Consider the following 22,764-nt stretch of genomic DNA (forward strand, 5'->3'; position numbering starts at 1 on the left):
AATCAATGAAACATCAATCGCCACAACCAGCTGCTATTCAAGTAATCTTCGCAACCTCTTAATTGGGTGGCGTATCGTTTCGCTCGGTTATCAACCTTTTGAGCAACACGAACTAACCAAGCCTTTTTACGGTAGGTTTTGCGTTTATAGCCGCCCCAACCTTCGTGATAATTCAAATACTGGTTTTTTGCATCCCATTTCGACACTTTATTGAGTCTATTTGTTTTAGCCGTGTACCAGCCCATAAAGTCAATGGCATCGTCAAAATCAGAACGACTGCTCCATGAGTTGCCTGACTCTTTAACATACTCGTCCCAAGTGACCGTTTTGGCTTGTGAATATCCGTAAGCAGAGCTTGCTCGACCAATTGGTATAAAGCCTAAAAAATATTCCATTGGTGGCGCAGCGTCGGCTTTGAATGAGCTTTCTTGATACATCATTGCCATAACGACATGGATTGGCGTTCCCCATCGGTCATTCATATCATTTGCAGCGTCCCACCAATCTTCTCTTTCTTTAAATATTTCACAAACATTGGAGATATTTTTAGGCTGAGGCGTAACACAACCGCTAATTAACATTATCAAAATTAAAATAATGACACTTTTTTTCATTTTAATTGAACTTTCCTGCTAAAACCTGTCAAACCTTACAGTAACAGATTTTTCCCTGAATTTTGTTGTTAGTTTGACGAGTAAATAATTATTTGCTCGTTTTTTTTTGCCTGCGATTTAGTAAGGCTAAAATCGAAGTTGGTAAAAAATGTGAATTAAATACTAAGTTTAATAGTTCTTTAAATCATGAGGTTATGAAAATATTAAATTTAAATCGGAATTAATTGAAGATTCTGAGAACTTTTTTGTTTAAAGGAGTCTAACATAGTGAAAGCAGTTTTTTTCATTCCCTGGAAGTTGTTGTTATTTTAGCGAGCATATCCTTTTGCTCGCTTTTTTTTGTCTAAAATTTAAGTTTGGTAAGTAAAGTAGTTTTCTAAAAAGTCATCAAACGACAACTTATCACTTGCTTCAATATCTTGTTGCTTTTGCCATGACGTTTGAGTTTCTTGCACTAAGAACGACGGTTTAAATACGCTAGGAAGGTGCGCTATATTTTGCTGCTTATAACGGTCAGCCAAAGATAAAGCGTAATAGCCATTATCGATATCGTCTTTTAAAAGTGTATTGAGGAGTTGTCCTGACAAGGTCTTATTAGGATCCGTAATGGTGCCTGATATTTGATCTATAGCTAAGGTGTACTGATCGCCGCCAATGTGTTTGTCTAACCATAACGCCACCGATTTAAGCTCAGCAAAAATATCCGTAAGCCACTCTTGACGTGAAACTGTAGTACCATTTAAAACTAAATCTAAAGACTCTGCTCGTCCATTTAATACGATGCGGTCTTGGTTTTCCTCTGCCTCGGCTTGTTGATCAGCAGACAGCTGGTCCTGCTCTGTTAATAAGCAAAAAAGCATAAATACATCAATTACGCGCATTTGTTCTTTTGAAATACCTACCGGTGAGAATGGGTTCACATCCAGAGCTCTTAACTCAACGTACATGATGCCACGGTTTTCTAATGCGTCGGTTGGTTTTTCACCAGACTTAGCCACTTGTTTTGGGCGTACTGGCGCATATAATTCGTTTTCTATCTGTAAAATATTATGGTTTAGCTGTTGGTAGTCCGAACCAATTTTAACACCAATCTTTTTGTAGTCTAACGACTCAGTCCGAATCGCCTTTCGTAACTTAGCGATGTATTCCTTTAAACAACCATATTCAACGTTTAACGCAGACTGCTCGCTATTTGTGTAACCTAGGTCACTCATTCTTAACGACGTGGCGTGAGGTAAATAAACAGAGCCTTTACCAAAAGTTTCAAATGGTAACGCTCCACCTTTGCCTTCTAAAAATGAACGACACATTGCAGGCGAAGCACCAAAAAGATAAGTTACAACCCATACGTACCGTTTAATATTTCTTACCATTCGCATATATTGCTCAGATTGGAAATCCATTAGACTGCCGGTTAAGCCTTGTTGCTTTTGGTATGCTTGCCAAAACGTAGTAGGTAAAGAAAAGTTGTAATGGATGCCCGCGATGGCCTGCATCATAGAGCCGTATCTATTTTTTAATCCTTTACGATAGGTACGTTTCATTTTACCTATATTAGACTCACCGTAATACGCCAGTGGGATTTCATCTTGATGCTCAATAAAGCAAGGCATACTCATTGGCCACAAAACCTCATCGCCAATATGCTTTGTTACAAAATGATGGATGTCTTGAAGTTGCGCGTAGGTTTTATTTATATCATTCGATGGCGGAGTAATTAACTCCAATAAAGCTTCTGAATAGTCAGTAGTAATATAAGGGTGAGTTAAAGCCGCGCCTAATAACTTTGGGTGCTCTTTTTGAGAAATTTTACCATTAGGTGCTACGCGTAACGTTTCTCTTTCAATACCACGCTGGATATCTTTGATGGCGCCGGTGAAGTCACTTGTAGATAAGTCATCTAAACGTTGTTTAATGGTAGTCAAAATACTATCGTTCCTTAACACTGTCGGAATTCAGAATAAACGCTCTTTATGGCGTCTAAAGACCTGATTATAAAGGTCTAGATTTCATTTAATTAAATTATTTTTTATCTCAATGAAAAAAGCCATCTACATGATGGCTTTTTATACATTTATATTACAGTTTTTACACTATAGCGATAAATTGCCGGACTATCCAACCCACAAACGTGCGTTTCTAAACATTCGCATCCAAGGGCTGTCTTCTAACCACTCGTCTGGATGCCAAGAATTGCTCGTTGTTCTAAATACACGTTCAGGATGAGGCATCATAATAGTGACTCGACCGTCGGCTGTGGTTAGTGACGTTATACCTTCTGGAGACCCATTTGGATTAGCCGGATAAGAAATAGTTTTCTCACCACGGTTATTAACGTATTGCATGGCAACCGTCCCAGATTGAACGGCTTGTGAAATCGCGTCTTGATTAACAAACTCAGCGCGTCCCTCTCCATGAGAAACAGCAATAGGCATTCTAGAGCCAGCCATACCTTTAAACAAGATAGATGGCGATTCTTGTATTTCTACTAAGCTAAAGCGCGCTTCAAAACGTTCTGATTTGTTTTTCACAAATCGTGGCCAATGTTCAGAACCTGGAATAAGCGAACGTAGATTGGACATCATCTGACAACCATTACACACACCTAAACTGAAAGTATCATCGCGATGGAAGAAGTTTTTAAATTGCGTCGATAGCTCATCATTAAATAAAATCGACTTCGCCCAACCTTCACCTGCACCTAAAACATCACCATAGGAGAAGCCACCACATGCGACTAAACCTTTGAATGAGTCCAGTGATAGGCGTCCAGATTGCAAATCACTCATGTGTACGTCTATTGCTTCAAAACCTGCGCGATTAAATGCAGCAGCCATCTCAACATGTGAATTGACGCCTTGCTCTCTTAAAATAGCCACTCGAGGACTTTTTCCACCCGACTTAGCGATAACTGGCGCGGCAACGTCGTCATTTATGTCGAAGCTTAATTTTGCATTTAGACCCGGATCATCCACATCAAACTTCGCATCATGCTCTTGTTGAGCGCAATCTGGGTTGTCTCGCAGAGATTGCATATGATAAGTGGTTTCAGCCCATATTGTTCTAAAGTGCGTACGAGTTGTATTTAAAACAGTTTCATTATTTAAAACGAAACTCAGCTTATCTTCATGATTCACATCACCAATAACTTGGCTGAATTTTTCCATACCATGTGCCGCTAACGTCGACATTACAACATCTACATCAGTCGTTCGTACTTGTATCACTGCGCCTAGTTCTTCCGAGAAAAGGATTGATAGTGCATCTGTTCCTAACCCGTCTAGTGTTATTTCGACGCCCGCTTTACCAGCAAAAGCCATTTCCGCTACCGTAGCAAATAAACCACCATCTGAACGATCGTGATATGCCAACAATTTGTTATCTGCATTTAACGACTGAATAGCATCAAAAAAGCCTTTTAATAACTCAGGTGAGTCTAAGTCTGGAGCGACCGTACCTAACTGATTGTAAACTTGTGCCAAACAGCTTGCACCTAAACGATTTTGTTTTGCACCTAAATCAATCGCTATAAGCTTAGTCGCGCCTTTATCAGTTCTAAGTTGCGGCGTTAAGGTCTTACGAATATCTTCTACTCGTGCAAACGCAGTAATAACTAATGACAGTGGCGATGTAACCGCTTTATCTTGACCTGACTCATCTTGCCATTGTGTTTTCATAGACATTGAGTCTTTGCCAACAGGAATTGTTAAGTCTAAAGCTGGGCATAGTTCCTCACCAACGGCTTTAACAGCTTCATATAATCCTGCATCTTCACCAGGATGACCGGCAGCAGCCATCCAGTTCGCGGACATTTTAATTCGCTTTAACTCACCGATATCTGCAGCAGCAATGTTAGTAATAGACTCCGCCACCGCCATTCGAGCCGAGGCACCATAGTTTAAAAGCGCAATTGGCGTTCTTTCACCCATCGACATTGCTTCACCATGATAGCTATCTAACCCAGCCGCAGTTACACCTACATCTGCGACAGGTACTTGCCATGGCCCAACCATTTGATCACGAGAAACCATACCCGTAACTGATCTGTCACCAATTGTTATCAAGAAGGTTTTTTCTGCTACTGTCGGTAGACGCATAATTCGTTCGGCTGCGTCCAAAGGTGATACGCCACTTAGGTCTAATTCGCTGCCGGTAGTTGCTTTACTCTCTACGTCTCGATGCATTTTAGGCGCCTTGCCTAACAATACGTCTAAAGGTAAATCAACCGGCTTGTTGCCAAAGTGATCGTCGGTAAGTGTTAAATGACGTTCTTCAGTCGCCTCACCTATAACAGCATATTGCGCGCGTTCTCGCTGGCAAAGCTGTTCAAATAGCGCTAAGTTTTCCGGCGCAACAGCCAGTACATAACGTTCCTGAGATTCATTACACCATATTTCTAGTGGCGACATACCTGGCTCGTCATTTGGCACTTTGCGTAAATCAAAAATACCGCCTCGTTCACCATCGTTTACCAACTCAGGGAACGCATTAGAGAGTCCACCAGCACCAACATCATGTATAAATGCAATAGGGTTCTTGTCACCTAACTGCCAACATTTATCGATAACTTCTTGGCAACGTCTTTCCATTTCTGGGTTTTCTCGTTGCACCGAAGCAAAGTCTAAGTCTTCACTAGATTGACCTGAAGCCATTGAACTTGCCGCGCCGCCACCGAGGCCGATATTCATCGCCGGACCACCTAATGCAATCAGTTTTGCACCAACAGGAATTACACCTTTTTCAGTATGTTCACGACGAATGTTGCCTAATCCACCGGCAAGCATAATTGGTTTATGATAACCGCGCACTTCTTCGCCGTTGAAGCTATTTACTTTATCTTCATAGGTTCTGAAATAACCGAGGATATTTGGTCGACCAAATTCATTATTAAAAGCAGCGCCACCTAGCGGGCCTTCTTTCATAATTTCGAGTGCATTTACAATACGGCTAGGCTTGCCAAAGTCTTTTTCCCAAGGCTGTTCAAAACCAGGAATACGAAGGTTTGAAACGGTAAAGCCTACTAATCCAGCTTTCGGTTTTGAGCCTCTACCCGTCGCACCCTCATCTCGAATTTCGCCGCCAGAGCCTGTTGCTGCGCCCGGGTATGGAGATATAGCAGTTGGGTGGTTGTGAGTTTCTACCTTCATTAATATATCAATATTTTCATGATGGTATTGATAAGCACCAGTTTCTGGATTTGCAAAGAATCGCCCGGCCTCAGAGCCATGCATAACTGCAGCATTATCTTTGTAAGCTGATGTTACATATTCTGGGTTGTGCTCGAACGTGTTCTTAATCATTTTAAACAATGATTTTGGTTGCTCTACTCCGTCAATTGTCCAATCGGCATTAAAAATTTTATGGCGACAATGCTCAGAATTTGCTTGGGCAAACATGTAAAGCTCAATGTCATTTGGGTTACGCTCAAGTCGAGTAAAACTCTCTACTAAGTAGTCAATTTCATCCTCTGCCAACGCTAGGCCCATATCATGATTGGCTTTACTCAAAGCATCACGACCACCCGTTAAAATATCTACCGACTTAAGTGGTTTTGGCGACTCTTGATAAAACAATGCGCTCGCGGCATCCAAAGACTCAAAAACTGACTCTGTCATACGATCATGAAGCTCTGATCGAAGCATTTGTATTTGGTTGTCATTTAGAGGGCTGGAAGTTTCAATGTAGTACGCAAGGCCGCGTTCGATTCGTTTTACTTTTGAGAGACCGCAATTGTTTGCGATATTTGTTGCTTTGGTGGACCAAGGGGAAATGGTGCCTGGACGTGGTGTTACTAGAATTAATGAGCCGCTGGGTGGATGAGATTGAATTTTGGGTCCATATTCTAATAAAGCATTGAGCTTATCTAGTTCAGATTCGGACAATTCGGAATTAAGGTCCGTAAAGTGGACAAACTCCGCATAGATATCTTTAATACTGAGTCCATGCTGTTTAAACGCAGACAGTAACTTGTTGACTCTAAAGTCAGAAAGAGCTGGGGCACCACGAAGGATTAACATATGCCAATTCACCATTCATGTTGAAAGGAAAGAAATTAGGGCCGCATTATACCCGCAATTTTTACCAATAAACAGAATTGTGTGGTAGTTTAATACAATAAAAATTAACTATTTTTCATCCGCATAACCTGGTACTAAAAATACGCATGCCAAAAACTTTACACAAAACATCTACGTTATCGCCTAAAGCATTATTTATTATCGCAGCTTTGTTGTGTGTTTGGGTTCATCTTTCAGGGTGTGCAGATGTGTCTTCTACATCTAAATTACAAACAATTAAGCAAGACAGCGTAATCAAAGTAGGCATTTTATTCGATCCAACAAGTTATTATATAGACGCAAGTGGTGCTGCAGGCTTTGAATACGAATTGGTTAATAAATTTGCTGATTACTTAGATGTAAATGTCGAATTAGTTCCAAGCTACAACTTCAGCGAATTGCTTCCTAAATTGGCATCTGGGCAAGTAGACATTGTCGTTGGCGGGCTGGCTAATATAAGTGATACAGATAAACAGTATCGATTATCGCCACCGTACTCTTTTATCGACCAAAAATTAGTTTTTAAACAAGGTCGAGAACGACCAAAAAGTTTTGAGGAACTAAAAGAGCCGGTAACTGTAGGTTATGGCACAAATCACATAGATGTAATGAACGATGCCATCACATTAAACCCAGACGTTCAACTAAATGTAATCGATAATACGGATCCGACTGAATTGCTCGAGTCTCTTATGGCTGAAGAGTTTTCTTTTACTATTGCTGATAGTCACCGTTTGGCCTTAATGCGTCGATACTACCCAGATATCAGCGTGGCTTTTACTATAAAAAAAGACGTTCCTCTCAATTGGCTGTTACCTCAAGACAATGATGACTCGCTATTTGCGGCATTGATAGAGTTTTTCGGTGAGCTTCATCAGAATGGTGAATTAACCGCATTAGATGATAAATACTTTGGTCACGTGGAGTCATTTAACTATGTAGATACGCGTCTGTTTATTAAGGCGATTGAAAATGTATTACCAAAATATAAAAGTTGGTTTGAAGAGTATGCCGGTGATATTGATTGGCGCTTAATAGCAGCACAAAGTTACCAAGAGTCTCATTGGAACCCTAGAGCCAAGTCTCCGACAGGAGTGCGAGGCATTATGATGCTAACTCAACCAACTGCAAAACAAATGGGCGTTAAGTCACGTCTCGATGCAGAATCAAACATTCGTGGCGGTGCTAAATATATAAATCTATTAATGCAAAGAATTCCTAAACGAATAAACGAATCAGAACGGCCATGGTTTGCATTAGCAGCGTATAATATTGGATGGGGCCACGTTCAAGACGCAAGACGCTTGACCGAAAAATTTGGTGGGGATCCAGATAAATGGGTAGATGTGAAACAACACCTACCTAAACTACGCCAAAAAAAGTACTATAAGACGACACGATATGGTTTTGCGCGAGGCGATGAAGCCGTTACCTACGTATCAAATATAAGACGTTACTACGACACATTAAACTGGATTGAAGATCAAGCCATTCAACAACAGTTAATTGAACAAAAAATAGAACAACAAAAAGAACTTGTAGATAACGATGTACCAAATGAAATTTCACAGGGATTAAAATGATAAAGCGAAGACGTACATTTAAATTAACTAAAAGCAAAGCGCTAATGGACCGAACTCGACGAAGAGTAGCTAGAAAAGGAACAAAAAAAGCATTGGTGAATAGACGAATCAAACAGATTAATACGAGCTTTGAAGCCGCACATGAACTAGAGAACGACTAGCCATCATTCTCTAGCTGCTTGGTTTGTATAGCCTTAAGTTTCTTTTTTTCTTCTCGACGTCGCTTAAAAAAAGCAGATAACATTTCGCTACACTCTTGCTGCAAAACACCACCAACGTACTGTACTTTATGATTATGACTATCGTGTTCTAATAAGTGCATGACACTTTCAACAGCACCTGTTTTATAATCACTAGCACCGTAGACAAGTCGCTCGACACGAGCATGGACCATAGCTCCAGAGCACATAACACAAGGCTCAAGCGTGACGTAAAGTGTCGTGTTTACTAATCTGTAATTTGATTCACTCGTACCCGCAGCCCTTAGTGCCATGACTTCAGCGTGAGCGGTAGGATCACTTAAGGTAATAGCTTGGTTAAAACCCTCAGCAATAATTTGTCCATCCTTAACAAGAACCGCCCCAACAGGAATTTCTCCCATAGCTTCTGCCTGCGAGGCTAACGCTAGGGCTCTGCGCATGAATAGTTCATCCGTTAAAGCTAGTGATTCAGTTGTTGTCATTAAAAACCTTTGATATTAGAAAGATAAAGCTCAATGCCTGAAACTCAACTATTTGTATTGTGTTCCTAACTTAGCGTAATAACTTAAAACTTATAATAAACACCCAAATATTGGCTAAATTAACAACGAGGTTACTTCAAAAAAAAGTCATCTCTATAAAAAACAAAGAGTTAACAAATGGCACAATAGTTGTTTCTTGCTAAGTATAAGTTTATCAATTACAACTATATAATCATATTCAACAAGGAAATTAATTATGTCTTCTATGCCTTTTATCGTTGCTATTGTCGCAATTATTGGCGGTCTTTTATATTCAGCTTATGAGCAAAAAGTAAAACTGCAAATTGCCAAAGAAAAGAATCGTACTTCAACAGCCGATGAGAATGTAGCCAAAGAGTTAGCGCAACTCAAAGAGCGTGTCGCGGTTCTAGAAAAAATTGTTACTGATAAAAACTATTCACTTAAAGAAGAGATCGACTCACTAAACAGAGCAAGCTAGTCGTATAATTAAGTAGAATAACTAATTAAAAAATAAAAGGATTGTTAATATGAAGTTTCTCCATAGGGTCTTAGTACCCTTGTTATTATTAGTAGCAGCTATTGCCTGTTACCGAATGGGAATAGTGGCTGGAGCACTAACGTTCATCGTTATTGGTTTCTTTTTTGAGTTAGCATTTTGGTCAAAGTTATTTCCTCGTAAAAAGAAAAAAGGCGCATAAAGCGCCTTTCTCATATTTGTTCAATAACGAATCTAACCGTTTATTATTCCCATTCAATGGTTGCAGGCGGCTTGCCACTGATGTCATAAACAACTCGTGATATGCCATCAATTTCATTGATAATTCGATTTGAAACTTTACCTAGGAAGTCATAAGGCAAGTGCGCCCAATGTGCCGTCATAAAGTCTATTGTCTCTACAGCCCGAAGACTAACAACCCAATCATATTTGCGGCCATCACCCATAACGCCAACCGAACGAACCGGCAGGAATACCGTAAACGCCTGACTCACCTTGTTATATAAATCCGCGTTATGTAACTCTTCAATGAAAATAGCATCGGCACGTCTTAGTAAATCAGCGTACTCTTTCTTCACTTCACCTAAAATACGTACACCTAAACCTGGTCCAGGGAACGGATGACGGTAAAGCATGTTGTATGGTAAGCCGAGCTCTAAACCAATTTTACGTACTTCATCTTTAAATAACTCACGTAACGGTTCAACTAAGCCCATTTTCATATGTTCTGGCAGACCACCAACATTATGATGTGACTTAATTACATGTGCTTTACCTGTGGCAGAAGCCGCTGACTCAATGACATCAGGATAAATGGTCCCTTGAGCTAACCATTTTGCATTATCGAGTTTTGACGCTTCTTCATCAAACACCTCAACAAATACATTCCCAATGATCTTGCGCTTTGTCTCTGGATCATTTTCGCCTTTTAATCGGTCTAAAAAGCGTTGTTCAGCATTTACATGAATAATATTCAAACCAAAATGGTCGCCAAACATTTCCATGACCTGCTGGCCTTCATTTAAACGAAGCAGACCGTTATCAACAAATACGCAAGTAAGCTGTTTGCCGATTGCGCGATGTAGCAGCATAGCAACAACTGATGAATCAACACCACCAGACAAGCCAAGGATAACTTGGTCATCACCGACTTGCTCTTTCATCTTTTCGATAGCGTCTTCAATAATTGAAGCAGCTGTCCATAACTTTTCACAACCACATATAGTGCAAACAAAGTTTTCTAATAAACGAAGCCCTTGTTTAGTGTGTGTCACTTCTGGATGGAATTGCACACCATAAAAACGCTTTTCTTCATTCGACATAATCGCATAAGGGCAGCTATCTGTTTTCGCGACAGTTTTAAAATCGGCTGGAATTGCACTTACTTTGTCGCCGTGGCTCATCCACACATCTAACATAGAGTTGCCAGCAGAATTAATGGAATCTTCGATATTTTTTAACAAGGCAGATTCAGAAACAACCTCAACACTCGCATAACCAAACTCTCGTTCCATTGAGATTTCTACCGCACCGCCAAGTTGTTGCGACATAGTCTGCATGCCATAACAAATACCTAGTACCGGAACGCCCGCTTCAAATACATACTCTGGTGCTCGTGGAGAGTTATGCTCGGTAACCGATTCAGGACCGCCAGCTAAGATGATACCGTTTGGCGCAAATTCTTTTATTTGTTCTTCAGTAACATCCCACGCCCACAATTCGCAGTAAACGCCAATTTCTCGTACACGACGAGCGATAAGTTGAGTGTATTGGGAGCCAAAATCTAAAATTAAAATTTTATGCTGGTGAATGTCTTTCTCGATGGACATGTTTTAGCCTTTTAATTGTTGGTTAACATCAAGTTTTTTAACTATAGCTAACTGGGTGTAAAAAGACCGAGCTAGAATTAGCTCGGCCAGAATATTTTTAGAACAACTTAACCTAAACGGTAATTTGGTGCTTCTTTTGTGATTTGTACATCATGTACGTGTGACTCACCCATCCCTGCCGAAGTAACACGAACAAACTGCGGTTTAGTGTTCATTTCTTCAATAGTGTGGCAACCCGTTAATCCCATTGCAGAACGAATTCCACCTAGTTGTTGGTGAATAATATTTTCAATCGGGCCTTTGTAAGCAACACGACCTTCTATACCTTCAGGAACTAGCTTCTCGTTACTATCTGACTTTTGGAAATAACGGTCTGATGAGCCATGACTCTGATTCATAGCGCCTAAGCTGCCCATTCCGCGGTAAGACTTGTAATAACGTCCTTGATATAGTTCAACTTCGCCAGGAGCTTCTTCTGTACCCGCTAACATTGAGCCAACCATAACGCAACTTGCGCCTGCTACTAATGCTTTTGAAATATCCCCAGAGAAGCGAATACCGCCATCTGCTATAACCGGAATGTTTTTACCTGCGACCGCATCTACAGCATCTGCGATCGCTGTAATTTGAGGAACACCACAGCCGGTAACGATACGAGTTGTACAAATTGAACCAGGGCCAATACCTACTTTAACAGCATTAACGCCAGCTTCGACTAAAGCTAATGCTCCCTCAGCCGTTGCAACATTACCACCAACAATTTGTAACTCAGGGTATTTATCTCGAGTCCACTTAACGCGCTCTAAAACCCCTTGAGAGTGACCATGTGATGTATCAATTAATAAAACGTCTACACCTGCTTTAACTAACGCATCAATTCGCTCGTCAGTGCCAGGACCAACGCCTACCGCAGCACCTACGCGTAAACTTCCACGTTCATCTTTACAAGCATTGGGTTTACTGTCGGCTTTTTGGAAGTCTTTTACTGTGATTAAGCCTTTGAGTTTAAACTCATCGTCAACTACTAAGATTTTTTCAATTCGATGCTCGTGCATTAATGCCATAACATCACTGCGTTTAGCTGATTCGTGCACAGTTACCAGCTTATCTTTTGGTGTCATAACCGAGCTAACTTTGGCTTTTAAATTTGTTTCAAAACGAAGGTCTCGACCGGTCACAATACCTTCTAAATTATTGTGATCATCAACGACAGGAAAGCCAGAAAAACCGTGCTCATGAGCAAGCTTCATAACTTCACCTAAAGTAATTTCTGAAGACACTGTTACAGGATCAGAAACAACGCCACTTTCAAACTTCTTAACGCGACGAACTTCATTCGCTTGAGCCTGAATAGACATATTTTTATGAATAAATCCGATGCCGCCTTCTTGGGCTAACGCAATCGCTAGGCGACTTTCCGTTACAGTATCCATCGCTGAAGATACCATTGGAATATTTAACTCAATAGTTTGAGTTAAGCGTGTTTTTAAATTGGCTTCGTGAGGAAGAACGGTGGAGTGACCTGGAACTAATAAAACGTCGTCAAACGTTAGGGCTTCTTTGACTATCCGCAACATGGCAATTGGTACCTTACATGAAAAGTAGATGGAGTATGTTGCGGTAGCATTTTAATCGAAAAGTCTGCATCCGTAAACATAAAATTGATTATAAAGTAATATATTTAACCCGTAATACATGCGGTTGAAAGCAACAAGCAGTTGACTATCAATGTTCATTCATTAGACTTCTAGCCTTACTCCCAATTTAAAGTGATTATAGTGACCACACCCGAACCTACCCATCAAAAGATTTATCAAGTTTCCGAGCTAAACCAAAAAGCCAGAATGTTACTTGAGTCTGAATTTCTGAACGTTTGGATCAGTGGTGAAATATCTAATTTAGTCAAAGCAACAAGCGGCCATTGGTATTTTTCATTAAAAGACAATAAAGCTCAGATAAAAGGCGCTATGTTTCGGGGCAATAACCGAAACGTTCGTGCTCAAGTTGAAAATGGAACTCAGGTTTTAGTTAGAGGCCGACTTAGTTTGTATGAGCCTCGTGGTGATTATCAATTAATTGTCGAGTTGATGGAGCCTGCTGGCGAGGGACTACTAAAGCAAGAATTCGAAGCATTAAAAAACAACCTTCAACAAATGGGGCTGTTTGATCAAAGCTCAAAACAAGCCATACCAATAGAGCCTAAACGCGTCGGTTTAGTGACTAGCCCAACAGGAGCGGCAGTCCATGACATTTTAACAGTATTGCAACGCCGCTCACCACAAACTGAAGTCATTATTTATCCCACCATGGTGCAAGGTAAACAAGCGGCCGACAACATTATGTGGGCGATAAACACGGCCAATGTTCGACAGGAAGTTGATGTACTAATTGTAGGCCGAGGTGGTGGCTCACTTGAAGACTTATGGTGTTTTAATGATGAAGGCCTTGCTCATACAATCTTTAATAGTGCGATTCCAATTATAAGTGCTGTTGGCCATGAAATAGATGTCTCTATTTCTGATTTTGTTGCAGACTTAAGAGCGCCCACCCCTTCTGCTGCTGCGGAAATAGTTTCAACAGACAATAGTGAACTTGTGACAAAAGTACGCAACTTACATAGTCGGTTAATTAGGGCGTACGCCCATCAGCATCAAGCAAATAAGAATCAACAAAATCAGTTAAAGCGTTCACTGGCACTGTTGCACCCAAGCTATCAATTACAACTCGCTCAACAAAAGAATGATGAGCTTCAAATCGCTTTGCACCGGGCTATGACACAGACATTAAAAAATGCAAAACAAAGAGAGCACCTTTGTCGAGAGCGCTTAAACGGCTTATCGCCAAAGCATGAATTGACCGCAGCCAAACAACGAATGACCTATGCTAGCTCTGCATTGCCTAAATTAATGCAAAGCATAATCGCAAACAATAATCGCAAGTTTGTCTCTATGGCAGAAAAACTAAATATTGTTAGCCCATTAGCCACATTAACAAGGGGCTACAGCATTACCACGAACGAACAAGGCAACGTTATTTCAGATAGTAAACAAGTTAAAAAAGGCGAAGTCGTAAATATTCGCCTCGCCAACGGTGAATTAAACGCTAAAATAACAGACAGATAATAGCTTTAAGCAAAAGGAATGATGAAAAGGATGAAAAAATCGCTCAAATGGACTTTAGTTGTAGCCTTAGGTTTAGCGATAAGCTTATCGGCAGCTTGGTTATCTCTTGATAAAAGTGTACGTTATTTAGTCTTAAATCCACCAACTGACCTAAACGTCCTATTTTGGAGCCAAGCGCAGAGAGATGCAGGTTTTCAATCTATCGACACACTTCCTATTGTTCCTAAAAATACAATAAAAGCTAATTCAAGTATTCGCCCCACATTAAAACTTGGTCAATCGCTAATACTAAATCAAACTGATATCGACCAGTTTATGCGTGATAATCGAGTTGCAGGCTTAGTCGTGTTGCATGACGGTAAAATACGACTCGAACAATACGCCTTGGATTTTGACCAAAATAAGAAGTGGACTAGCTTTTCAGTAGCAAAATCATTTACATCAACCTTAATTGGCGCAGCAATAAAAGACGGCTATATAAAAAGTCTGCAGGATAATGTCAGTGACTATATTGTTTCAATGAAGGGCAGCGAGTATGACAACGTCACCATAGAACAACTGATTACGATGACTTCCGGCGTACAATGGAATGAAGACTATGAAGATATCCAATCTGATGTATCCAAATTTAATTTTCACACACCTGAACCTGGTGTTGACGCTATAGCAAGCTACATGCGACAACTGCCTCGCGCCTACCCCGCTGGCACTCAGTGGTCATACAGTACTGGCGAAACAAACTTAGTTGGCTTGTTATTACAAAAGGCCATCAACAAACCTTTAGCTGAATATTTATCCGAAAAAATTTGGTCAAAAATAGGCGTTGAGCAAGATGCTTCTTGGGTTCTTGGTCCTTCAGGGAATGAGATAGGTGGTTGCTGTATACAAGCGTCAACTCGTGATTTTGCTACTTTTGGACAGTTTTTCTTAGACGGCGCAAAAATTAATGGCGAGACTATCGTTCCTGATAACTGGATTACAAAGGCGACATCGAAACAAACAGCAACAAATGAAACACATGGATATGGATATCAGTGGTGGACAAGTACAGATGGTAGTTACCAAGCAAAAGGGATATTTGGACAGGGTATATTTATCGATCCTAAAAGAAACTTGGTTGTTGCGGTAAATGGCAATTGGCCGGTGGCTTATAACTCGGTATTCGCGTCTAGGAACGATTCCTTTTATAAAACAATTCAACAATCAATAGACAAAGAAAAAGGGCAATAACATTATTGCCCTTTGACAGTTTTAGCATTTCGATTTTCAAGCTTTAAGCGAAATTTACGTTTATTTCATTCTTGAAGCTTGAATACTCAAACCTTCAGAAATTGATTTAAATGCATCTGCAGTTACCGTAGGTAAGTCTGGTAGCATTGCTTTTATCTCTGCTTGAACTACAGGTGATAAGCTCATACCACCTGTAACAAATAGTATTTCTGGCTGCACATCGGTTTTATCCAAACACTCTTTTACTAACCCTTTAACTCGCGTCATCCAAGCTAACATAGAGCGTTTTAAGTCGGCTTCTGTTAGTTCAACATTGAAGTCTGATTGAATATACTTTAACGGTAAAACGATATGACTTTTTTCTGATAACATTTCTTTTGCCATTCTCGATGAGTTTACTAATCGTGCAGACAATTTCTCTTCTTGCACAATTAATAACTTATCGAGCTTTTCAGGCTCTTTGGCAACCGATATAGTTTGCGAAATTTCTAATCCCATTTCATCCGAGAAAAACTTATTCAAACGAGGAATGTCATCTACCGCTACCATGTCGTTAAAATATAATGGCGGAATTGGAATACCATTGGTCGTCTCAGTACCAAGTCCCATTTCTGGAGCTATCGACTTTAAGATTAAGTTTTTGTCACACTCCATGCCACCTAAACGCGTACCGGTTACAGATAACACGTCTTGTTGACGGTCATAATCTTGCTGTTTTTGCGTACCAAGGCGAATTACACAGATATCAGTTGTACCACCACCAATATCAACGACCAAGGCAACTTTTTCGCTATCGAGTTGTTGTTCGATTCGGTATGCTGCTGCAATTGGCTCTTCAAGAAAGTCAATTTTTTCAAAACCCGCTTGTTCTGCAGCTGCTGTCATAATAGTGATAGCTTGCTGATTGCCCTCTTCGCCACGTGTCCCATGGTATTTAACTGGGCGCCCGACAACTACACCACCTACTTTTTGGCCCAGTTGTTTTTCTGCAGCTTCTTTAAAAAACGCTAACTGTTTTGCAATTAATCCAACAAATGCGTCTTTTTGGCCTGATAGCAAGTTTGCACCCAAAAAGTTTTTAGGTGAATAAATTAGGCGACCTTTTTCAGGTGTTTTTAAATACTGTTTAAATCCTGCTTCACCGAACAAAAACGTGCCAGTTTCAACCATTTTATGTAACGGAAGGTCGTCTACTGATTGGTTTTTTAAAAGCTCATTAATGGCACGACGCTGCAACTTTGGAGTATTATGATATTCGCCTCGTAGCTGATCTATTTGTGTTAAATAACGACGCTGTTCCGCTGGCGTAGTGGCATCTTCATATTTATCTTTAGCTTTATCTAGCTGCATCGAAATAGACGCTTTAATGCGTTGCACTTTATCTTCGATAACTTCAACTGGAGGCAATGGCAAGTCATCTTCATAATAAATAAATACTGAAGATCGGATCTTAAAAGGCGTTTTTGAGTCCTTATCTAACTCGATATAGTGATGTTGACTTCCGTCAAACCAAACCACTTCTGAATTTGAAGTACCGTAGTCGATGCCAATGGTAACCATGAAAAGTGCGTCTCCTAAAAAAAATGAGTAGGCGATTCTATCCAAGTCGAAAAAAAACGCCAGTCGTTTTTTCCGATTAGCCCGTTTTGCTAAATCGATAATTTTGCTTTGTCAAAAAAACTCGCTGTAACGTTTACGATGAGTGGATGTCTTAAAGGGTTAAAACTGTGTTTTTTCTGTTTCTTTTTTGCTAGTCTAATCAGCTAATCTTGGCGACTAGAACGTTAGATTCTACGTCAAATTTAACCAGCAAAATGAATAGGATAACGTGGTAATATTATGAACAGTCGTAATTTTAGACGTTTGTTGACCCTAGCATTTGCCATCACTGTCAGTGCGACAGCGTCTGCAAGTGCCGTTAAGCAAACAAAAGGGGACTTCGAAGACAAGTTCCGTCAAATGGAAGAAATTCTTCCAACTCCGAATGTATATCGTGCTGCGACGGGTGAACCAGGTGAAAAATACTGGCAACAAAAAGTCGATTACAAAATTAAAGTAAAACTAAACGAAGAAAAACGTCGTTTAGATGCTACTCAAAACATTACCTACAAAAACAACTCGCCACATACATTAAAGTACTTGTGGATGCAGTTAGAACAAAACAAATATTACGAAGACTCAATTGCTGAAGCAGGCACTGCATTTGCTGGTATTGGTCGTCGTGGCCCTGCAACGTCAGCTGGCAATGGTGATTCACCAGCTAAATTAAGTCTAGGTGAGTTACGCCGTCAGCAGTTTCTTGCTGATAATGAACTTGGTTATGATGTACTTGCAGTTAGAAATAGCAAAAACCGTCCGTTAAAAATTACGGTTGTTGGTACTAACCTACGTATCGATTTAGATCGTCCGTTAAAGCCAGGTAAAACGGTTGAGTTTGAAATGGACTTTGGCTTTAATATTGTTGAAGAAGATGCCGTTTCAGCTCGTGCTGGTTACGAACACTTCCCTGATGACGCTCGTGAAGGTGGTAATGATATCTTCTTGCTAGCGCAGTGGTTCCCGCGTTTACACGCATTTACTGACTTTGAAGGTTGGCATAACAAAGAGTTCATCGGTCGTGGTGAATTTACTCTTGAGTTTGGTGACTATGAAGTAGAAATCACAGTTCCTGCTGACCACATCGTTTCTTCTACTGGTGTTTTAGATAACCCTAAAGATGTATTAACTAGTACTCAGCGTGACCGCTTAGAGCAAGCAAAAACGGCAAAACGCCCTGTTTTTGTTGTTACTGAGGAAGAAGCTTTAGAAAACGAAAAAGAAGGTACAACTAAACTAAAAACTTGGCGCTTTGAAGCTGAGAACGTTCGTGATTTCGCATGGGCTTCATCTCGTAAATTCATGTGGGATGCTAAAGGATACGACCAAGGCGGTAAGGATCAACCATTCGTAATGGCTATGTCTTTCTACCCGAAAGAAGGTGGCGATCTTTGGAAGAAATATTCGACTGAAGCTATCGTTCACACGATGGAAGTTTATTCTCGTTTCTCTTTTGATTACCCATACCCTACGGCTCAGTCAGTAAATGGCCCAGTTGGCGGCATGGAATACCCAATGATTACCTTCAATGGTCCGCGTACTAAATTACAAGACGATGGTTCTCGTACTTATACGCAAGCTGAAAAACGTTTCCTTATCGGTGTTGTTATCCACGAAATCGGTCATATTTACTTCCCAATGGTTGTAAACTCTGATGAGCGCCAATGGACTTGGATGGACGAAGGTCTTAACAGCTTCTTAGACGCTGTTGCATGTCGTGAATGGGATCCAACAATTCCTTGGGGTGTAGAGCCTCGTTACATTACTAGTTACATGAAGAGTAATGTTCAAGTTCCTATCATGACACAGTCTGATAGCGTTTTACGTTTAGGTCCAAATGCTTATTCTAAGCCTGCGGCAGCGTTGAATATTCTTCGTGAAGTAGTGTTAGGTCGTGAGTTGTTTGACTATGCGTTTAAAGAATACGCACAACGTTGGAAATTCAAACGCCCTACTCCATCTGACTTTTTCCGTACAATGGAAGAGGCGTCTGGTGTTGACCTAGATTGGTTCTGGACAGGTTGGTTCTACACGACAGATCATGTTGATATTTCAGTAGACGGTGTTTACAAACTGCGCATGGACACAAAAAATCCAGACATTGACATGGCTCGTATGCGTAACATCGAAAATGAAAAGCCTATGCCTCTATTTGAGAAAATGAACAAAGAAGCTGGCATGAAAACATGGGTTGAACTAAACCCTGACGTAACGGATTTTTATGACGAAAACGACCGTTTCACTGTCACAAACAAAGAGCGTAATAAGTACAACAGTTTCTTAAAGGGTCTTAAGCCTTGGGAAAAACGCGTATTTGAACGCGCTGTTGAAGAAGACAAAAACTATTACGTTATTGAGTTCAACAACCTTGGTGGCTTAGTGATGCCTATCTTACTTCAACTAGAGTATGCTGATGGTACTAAAGAAGACCGTTACATCCCTGCTGAAATTTGGAGACGTTCACCTAAGCACGTTAAGAAACTGGTTGTTACAGAAAAAGCGAAAGAGCTTGTAAGCGTTCACGTTGACCCTTCATGGGACACAGCTGATGTTAACAACGAAAACAATATGTATCCGCGTCGTATCATTCCATCACGTGTTGAAGCGTTTAAATCAAAACGCAGCACATCTGGTGCGAGCCGTGACATTATGCAAGATATTAAAACTAAGTTAAAAACTGACGAAGACAAAGACAAAAAGAAAAAAGAATCTGAGTCTGAGACAGAAGCTTAATTAATATTTGTTAACATAGCCTGCTTTACGTAGGCTAATTTAGCGATACAATAAATGCCCGAAGTTATCGGGCATTTTTTTTAGGAGAAAGGCGCTTGTTTAGATTAGTTACATTTATGTTTGTATTGTTGTGCGCTGCGATGCCAATCCAAGCTCACAAAATGAAGTCGGCATTTACTATTGTTTTATTTAATGAACGTACTAATCACATCGAAGTGATGCATCGCTTTATGTTGCATGATGCAGAAGAAGCAGCATGGCAATTATTTGATGCCAAGGCAGATATTATTGCGGATGAAACTACGCAAGCAAAGTTTGCGGCATATGTAGAGACTAAATTTGAAGTTCAAGATAACAACGGTAATGTTTTACCCTTTAGCTTGGTCGGGTATCAAAATGATGCTGGCTATTTTTGGGTTTATCAAGAGCTCAAAATGCCTCAAAGTATAGCCGGGTTAAGAATCCGTCAAGATGCACTACGAGAAGTCTGGGACGAGCAATTTAACATAGTGAACATTGAAGGGCGTGGGCCTGCAAAGAGCTTACAATTTGAAGGTTCTGAAGTATGGCGAACGGTGTCATTGCCGCCAGTTAATCAATAAGTTCTATTGGCTAATTTATAATGATTGGTTAGCCAATAACAGCTTGAACATGGCCACGTAGGGACTTTCTATTAATTAAGTGAGCGCTAATAACAAAAGCGCTCCCTATCACTGTTAGCAGTGTTTCAAAATGATGTCCGCCAATAACAGCCATCGTCAAAGTAACAACTCCCAGCACGGCTAAGTAAATAGGTAAAGCGTTACGATGCGCTGCATAAGCCTTTGGAAGGCTTATGCCAAGTATAAACACAATAGGCGTGATCAATGCAGCATGAAGCCACTCGTCATGAATAGACTCTAAGAACTCATGTAGCCCAAAACTAGCACCAAACGATAAGAGTAGGATCGGCAAAGAGCAGTGCAATACGCACAATACTGACAGCCACGCGCCCAAAATATCTCTCATTTGCAACACCTATAAAAAACAACTTTTGATATAATATAACATTACATTTTTTTGAGCCAGTTTTTATTTAGATAAATCCGCCCAAAATAGATTTTCGACTATAGTTATAAAATGAATTTATAAACCAAAAGTTAATTATGGCGCTTAGTAATTATTCCCAACAAAATTCTATTTTTAATCAAATTCTAACGACCGATAAGACATCGAACTCGGAGGTCCTTAGGCATAAAACCAGAATGTTGCAGGAAAAGCTGGAGCAAGCGGTTATCAACCCAAATGTACTCTCTAAAAAACTTACACTAGAGCAGTATTTTAATATTATTAGTCGGTTTTATATTTCGTATGTCCAAATAGAGAAGCGTCTAATTAGATTAGAGCGGCAAGTAAACGTTTTGCCAGCGTCTCCCTACAATTCAAGGTTGTCACAATTAGAAGCAGAGTTACTAAGTATTTCTAGCTTATTAGACTGCAACCTCCCCATTCCTGCGCCAAATTTTATAGCATTAGGACTAGGCTCAAAGGAACAACAGTATTGGGGAATTCGCTATGCGCTTGACAGTTTTTCACAAACCGCAAAAATGTTATTTCCAATGATGGAGTCAACTATCGGCAAAAAATATAGTGTCGAGTTGAGCTTTTGGAAAAAATTATGTCATGTGGAAAAGGATTGGTTAAAAACGCTCACTGCCATTGATACTTTATCTATTTTAGACATCGAAAGATCAGTTTTGATAACTTCCGCACAGGAAACCTATATTCTAATTTCAGAGAACATGGCCGGAATGAAACCCGGCCATTAATGAACGACTCATCTATGAGTACTCGATCGTTTCGCTATGAAGTCTTATTTGAAAGCATGCTATTTAACTTTTCACCACCTTTTATGCCAAAGTCTAATGTTCTGATTGGGAACGGAATTAAAATATCATTCTCTTTAAGCGTATTGTTTATTGTCACTACAAGTTCATGCCTTGCCTGCATAAAGCCGACATGTCCTGGATAATCAATCCAAGCCCACACCAATAGGTTAATTGAGCTGTCACCAAAACTTTCAGCATAAACAGCTGTCTCTTCTTGGTTTTTTATAAAGTCTTTTTGATTTATCGCTTCAACTAAAACTTGAGAAGCCAACTCTATATCATCGGCATAAGAGATCCCGACACCTATCTCTACACGACGTTCTCCTGTCGTATTGTAATTAGTTAGTGTATTTCTGAATAACACCTTGTTTGGCACTATATCTAATTGTCCGTAAAAATTTTCGACTAATGTATTTCTTAGGTTTATTGCCTTTACAGTGCCAAACACACCATCCGCTTTTATAACATCGCCAATTTGAAAAGGCTTACGAATGCCCATCGCAATACCGGCAATTAAGTTCTCAGTCATGTCCTGGAACGCAAAGCCAATTGCTAAACCAACGATTCCGGCACCAGCTAATAATGACTTAACGGTACCCGACAAACCCATGAAATCCAGCGCTACAAAAATACCAATGGTCATTACTATTATTTTAAAAATAGAAGCAAGTAAATCGGCAATCTGTCTAGACTCTAATGTCTTGTGTAACACCGTTCTAAAGGTTTTACTAAGAACCCGCGATAACAGTGAAAAAAACAAAACAATAAACAAAGACACGACAAAGTTTGGTAGGTGTTTTACTGATATTTCTAGCCAACCAACTAGCTTTTCTTCTATCAACCCATAATATGGGGCTAAATCTGGTAGTTTCATACTGAGAACTCCTTTTGTTCTTTAGCGTTAACTACGCAAACACTATGCCATCGTCTCAGG

18 protein-coding genes are annotated in these 22,764 nt (G+C 40.2%); 9 read left to right on the forward strand and 9 right to left on the reverse strand.

The window, feature by feature from the left end:
- Positions 1–2 precede the first annotated feature (2 nt).
- The 3 genes from ACZ1GV_RS09810 to purL form a co-directional block, all read right to left on the reverse strand.
- Positions 3–614, reverse strand: a complete 612-nt coding sequence (locus tag ACZ1GV_RS09810; protein ID WP_472674006.1) for a transglycosylase SLT domain-containing protein — start codon at positions 612–614, stop codon at positions 3–5.
- A gap of 350 nt (positions 615–964) precedes the next feature.
- On the reverse strand, positions 965–2,539 hold the full coding sequence (gene gshA, locus ACZ1GV_RS09815) for a glutamate--cysteine ligase (RefSeq protein WP_472674007.1): 1,575 nt from the start codon (positions 2,537–2,539) through the stop codon (positions 965–967).
- Between the two features lie 189 nt (positions 2,540–2,728).
- Entirely contained in the window at positions 2,729–6,631 is a 3,903-nt protein-coding gene (gene purL / locus ACZ1GV_RS09820) for a phosphoribosylformylglycinamidine synthase (RefSeq protein WP_472674008.1), read from the reverse strand.
- A gap of 146 nt (positions 6,632–6,777) precedes the next feature.
- On the opposite strand from purL, the gene mltF reads away from it, so the two are divergent.
- Together mltF and ACZ1GV_RS09830 are read left to right on the forward strand one after the other, a co-directional pair.
- Complete coding sequence (gene mltF, locus ACZ1GV_RS09825; protein ID WP_472674009.1) at positions 6,778–8,253, forward strand: membrane-bound lytic murein transglycosylase MltF; 1,476 nt, start codon at positions 6,778–6,780, stop codon at positions 8,251–8,253.
- Positions 8,250–8,414, forward strand: a complete 165-nt coding sequence (locus tag ACZ1GV_RS09830; RefSeq protein WP_210561781.1) for a hypothetical protein — start codon at positions 8,250–8,252, stop codon at positions 8,412–8,414. Before mltF ends, ACZ1GV_RS09830 begins: the two co-directional genes overlap by 4 nt.
- Here the strand turns inward: ACZ1GV_RS09830 and tadA are convergent.
- The gene (tadA, locus tag ACZ1GV_RS09835) at positions 8,411–8,935 is read right to left on the reverse strand and encodes a tRNA adenosine(34) deaminase TadA (RefSeq protein ID WP_472674010.1); all 525 of its coding nucleotides are present in this window, start codon (positions 8,933–8,935) and stop codon (positions 8,411–8,413) included. The genes ACZ1GV_RS09830 and tadA overlap by 4 nt on opposite strands.
- 256 nt (positions 8,936–9,191) lie before the next feature.
- On the opposite strand from tadA, the gene ACZ1GV_RS09840 reads away from it, so the two are divergent.
- Together ACZ1GV_RS09840 and ACZ1GV_RS09845 are read left to right on the forward strand one after the other, a co-directional pair.
- Complete coding sequence (locus ACZ1GV_RS09840; protein ID WP_472674011.1) at positions 9,192–9,434, forward strand: hypothetical protein; 243 nt, start codon at positions 9,192–9,194, stop codon at positions 9,432–9,434.
- Between the two features lie 49 nt (positions 9,435–9,483).
- Positions 9,484–9,654: a hypothetical protein gene (locus ACZ1GV_RS09845; protein ID WP_472674012.1), complete on the forward strand. Its 171-nt coding sequence runs from the start codon at positions 9,484–9,486 to the stop codon at positions 9,652–9,654.
- A 43-nt stretch (positions 9,655–9,697) separates the two neighbouring features.
- On the opposite strand, the gene guaA is transcribed toward ACZ1GV_RS09845, so the two are convergent.
- On the reverse strand, positions 9,698–11,281 hold the full coding sequence (gene guaA / locus ACZ1GV_RS09850; protein WP_472674013.1) for a glutamine-hydrolyzing GMP synthase: 1,584 nt from the start codon (positions 11,279–11,281) through the stop codon (positions 9,698–9,700).
- Positions 11,282–11,388: 107 nt separating this feature from the next.
- Positions 11,389–12,858, reverse strand: a complete 1,470-nt coding sequence (guaB, locus tag ACZ1GV_RS09855; RefSeq protein ID WP_472674014.1) for an IMP dehydrogenase — start codon at positions 12,856–12,858, stop codon at positions 11,389–11,391.
- 201 nt (positions 12,859–13,059) lie between these two features.
- Here guaB and xseA point away from each other — a divergent pair, with 201 nt between their 5' ends.
- On the forward strand, positions 13,060–14,403 hold the full coding sequence (xseA, locus tag ACZ1GV_RS09860) for an exodeoxyribonuclease VII large subunit (protein ID WP_472674015.1): 1,344 nt from the start codon (positions 13,060–13,062) through the stop codon (positions 14,401–14,403).
- Positions 14,404–14,433: 30 nt separating this feature from the next.
- A complete protein-coding gene (locus tag ACZ1GV_RS09865) occupies positions 14,434–15,633 on the forward strand; it encodes a serine hydrolase domain-containing protein (RefSeq protein WP_472674016.1) in 1,200 nt (399 codons plus the stop codon).
- Positions 15,634–15,693: 60 nt separating this feature from the next.
- Here the strand turns inward: ACZ1GV_RS09865 and ACZ1GV_RS09870 are convergent, their stop codons facing one another.
- Positions 15,694–17,193, reverse strand: a complete 1,500-nt coding sequence (locus tag ACZ1GV_RS09870; RefSeq protein ID WP_472674017.1) for an Hsp70 family protein — start codon at positions 17,191–17,193, stop codon at positions 15,694–15,696.
- Positions 17,194–17,472: 279 nt separating this feature from the next.
- On the opposite strand from ACZ1GV_RS09870, the gene ACZ1GV_RS09875 reads away from it, so the two are divergent.
- Positions 17,473–19,962 carry a M1 family metallopeptidase gene (locus ACZ1GV_RS09875; RefSeq protein WP_472674018.1) on the forward strand — a complete coding sequence of 830 codons (2,490 nt, stop codon included), beginning with the start codon at positions 17,473–17,475 and terminating at the stop codon, positions 19,960–19,962.
- 95 nt (positions 19,963–20,057) lie between these two features.
- The gene (locus ACZ1GV_RS09880; RefSeq protein ID WP_472674019.1) at positions 20,058–20,564 is read left to right on the forward strand and encodes a DUF6702 family protein; all 507 of its coding nucleotides are present in this window, start codon (positions 20,058–20,060) and stop codon (positions 20,562–20,564) included.
- A 28-nt stretch (positions 20,565–20,592) separates the two neighbouring features.
- Here the strand turns inward: ACZ1GV_RS09880 and ACZ1GV_RS09885 are convergent, their stop codons facing one another.
- Complete coding sequence (locus tag ACZ1GV_RS09885; RefSeq protein WP_472674020.1) at positions 20,593–20,970, reverse strand: MerC domain-containing protein; 378 nt, start codon at positions 20,968–20,970, stop codon at positions 20,593–20,595.
- A 236-nt stretch (positions 20,971–21,206) separates the two neighbouring features.
- Here ACZ1GV_RS09885 and ACZ1GV_RS09890 point away from each other — a divergent pair, with 236 nt between their 5' ends.
- Positions 21,207–21,770 carry a hypothetical protein gene (locus ACZ1GV_RS09890; protein WP_472674021.1) on the forward strand — a complete coding sequence of 188 codons (564 nt, stop codon included), beginning with the start codon at positions 21,207–21,209 and terminating at the stop codon, positions 21,768–21,770.
- A 34-nt stretch (positions 21,771–21,804) separates the two neighbouring features.
- Here the strand turns inward: ACZ1GV_RS09890 and ACZ1GV_RS09895 are convergent, their stop codons facing one another.
- Complete coding sequence (locus ACZ1GV_RS09895) at positions 21,805–22,704, reverse strand: mechanosensitive ion channel family protein (RefSeq protein WP_472674022.1); 900 nt, start codon at positions 22,702–22,704, stop codon at positions 21,805–21,807.
- Positions 22,705–22,764: the final 60 nt, after the last annotated feature.

Source organism: Psychrosphaera sp. HA2-10 (assembly GCF_055693745.1).

Coding starts and splice junctions, on each gene's coding strand:
- ACZ1GV_RS09810 (WP_472674006.1), bottom strand. CDS start 614: ATGAAAAAAAGTGTCATTATTTTAATTTTGATAATGTTAATTAGCGGT.
- purL (WP_472674008.1), bottom strand. CDS start 6,631: ATGTTAATCCTTCGTGGTGCCCCAGCTCTTTCTGACTTTAGAGTCAAC.
- mltF (WP_472674009.1), top strand. CDS start 6,778: ATGCCAAAAACTTTACACAAAACATCTACGTTATCGCCTAAAGCATTA.
- ACZ1GV_RS09830 (WP_210561781.1), top strand. CDS start 8,250: ATGATAAAGCGAAGACGTACATTTAAATTAACTAAAAGCAAAGCGCTA.
- tadA (WP_472674010.1), bottom strand. CDS start 8,935: ATGACAACAACTGAATCACTAGCTTTAACGGATGAACTATTCATGCGC.
- ACZ1GV_RS09840 (WP_472674011.1), top strand. CDS start 9,192: ATGTCTTCTATGCCTTTTATCGTTGCTATTGTCGCAATTATTGGCGGT.
- ACZ1GV_RS09845 (WP_472674012.1), top strand. CDS start 9,484: ATGAAGTTTCTCCATAGGGTCTTAGTACCCTTGTTATTATTAGTAGCA.
- guaA (WP_472674013.1), bottom strand. CDS start 11,281: ATGTCCATCGAGAAAGACATTCACCAGCATAAAATTTTAATTTTAGAT.
- guaB (WP_472674014.1), bottom strand. CDS start 12,858: ATGTTGCGGATAGTCAAAGAAGCCCTAACGTTTGACGACGTTTTATTA.
- ACZ1GV_RS09865 (WP_472674016.1), top strand. CDS start 14,434: ATGAAAAAATCGCTCAAATGGACTTTAGTTGTAGCCTTAGGTTTAGCG.
- ACZ1GV_RS09870 (WP_472674017.1), bottom strand. CDS start 17,193: ATGGTTACCATTGGCATCGACTACGGTACTTCAAATTCAGAAGTGGTT.
- ACZ1GV_RS09875 (WP_472674018.1), top strand. CDS start 17,473: ATGAACAGTCGTAATTTTAGACGTTTGTTGACCCTAGCATTTGCCATC.
- ACZ1GV_RS09885 (WP_472674020.1), bottom strand. CDS start 20,970: ATGAGAGATATTTTGGGCGCGTGGCTGTCAGTATTGTGCGTATTGCAC.
- ACZ1GV_RS09890 (WP_472674021.1), top strand. CDS start 21,207: ATGTTGCAGGAAAAGCTGGAGCAAGCGGTTATCAACCCAAATGTACTC.
- ACZ1GV_RS09895 (WP_472674022.1), bottom strand. CDS start 22,704: ATGAAACTACCAGATTTAGCCCCATATTATGGGTTGATAGAAGAAAAG.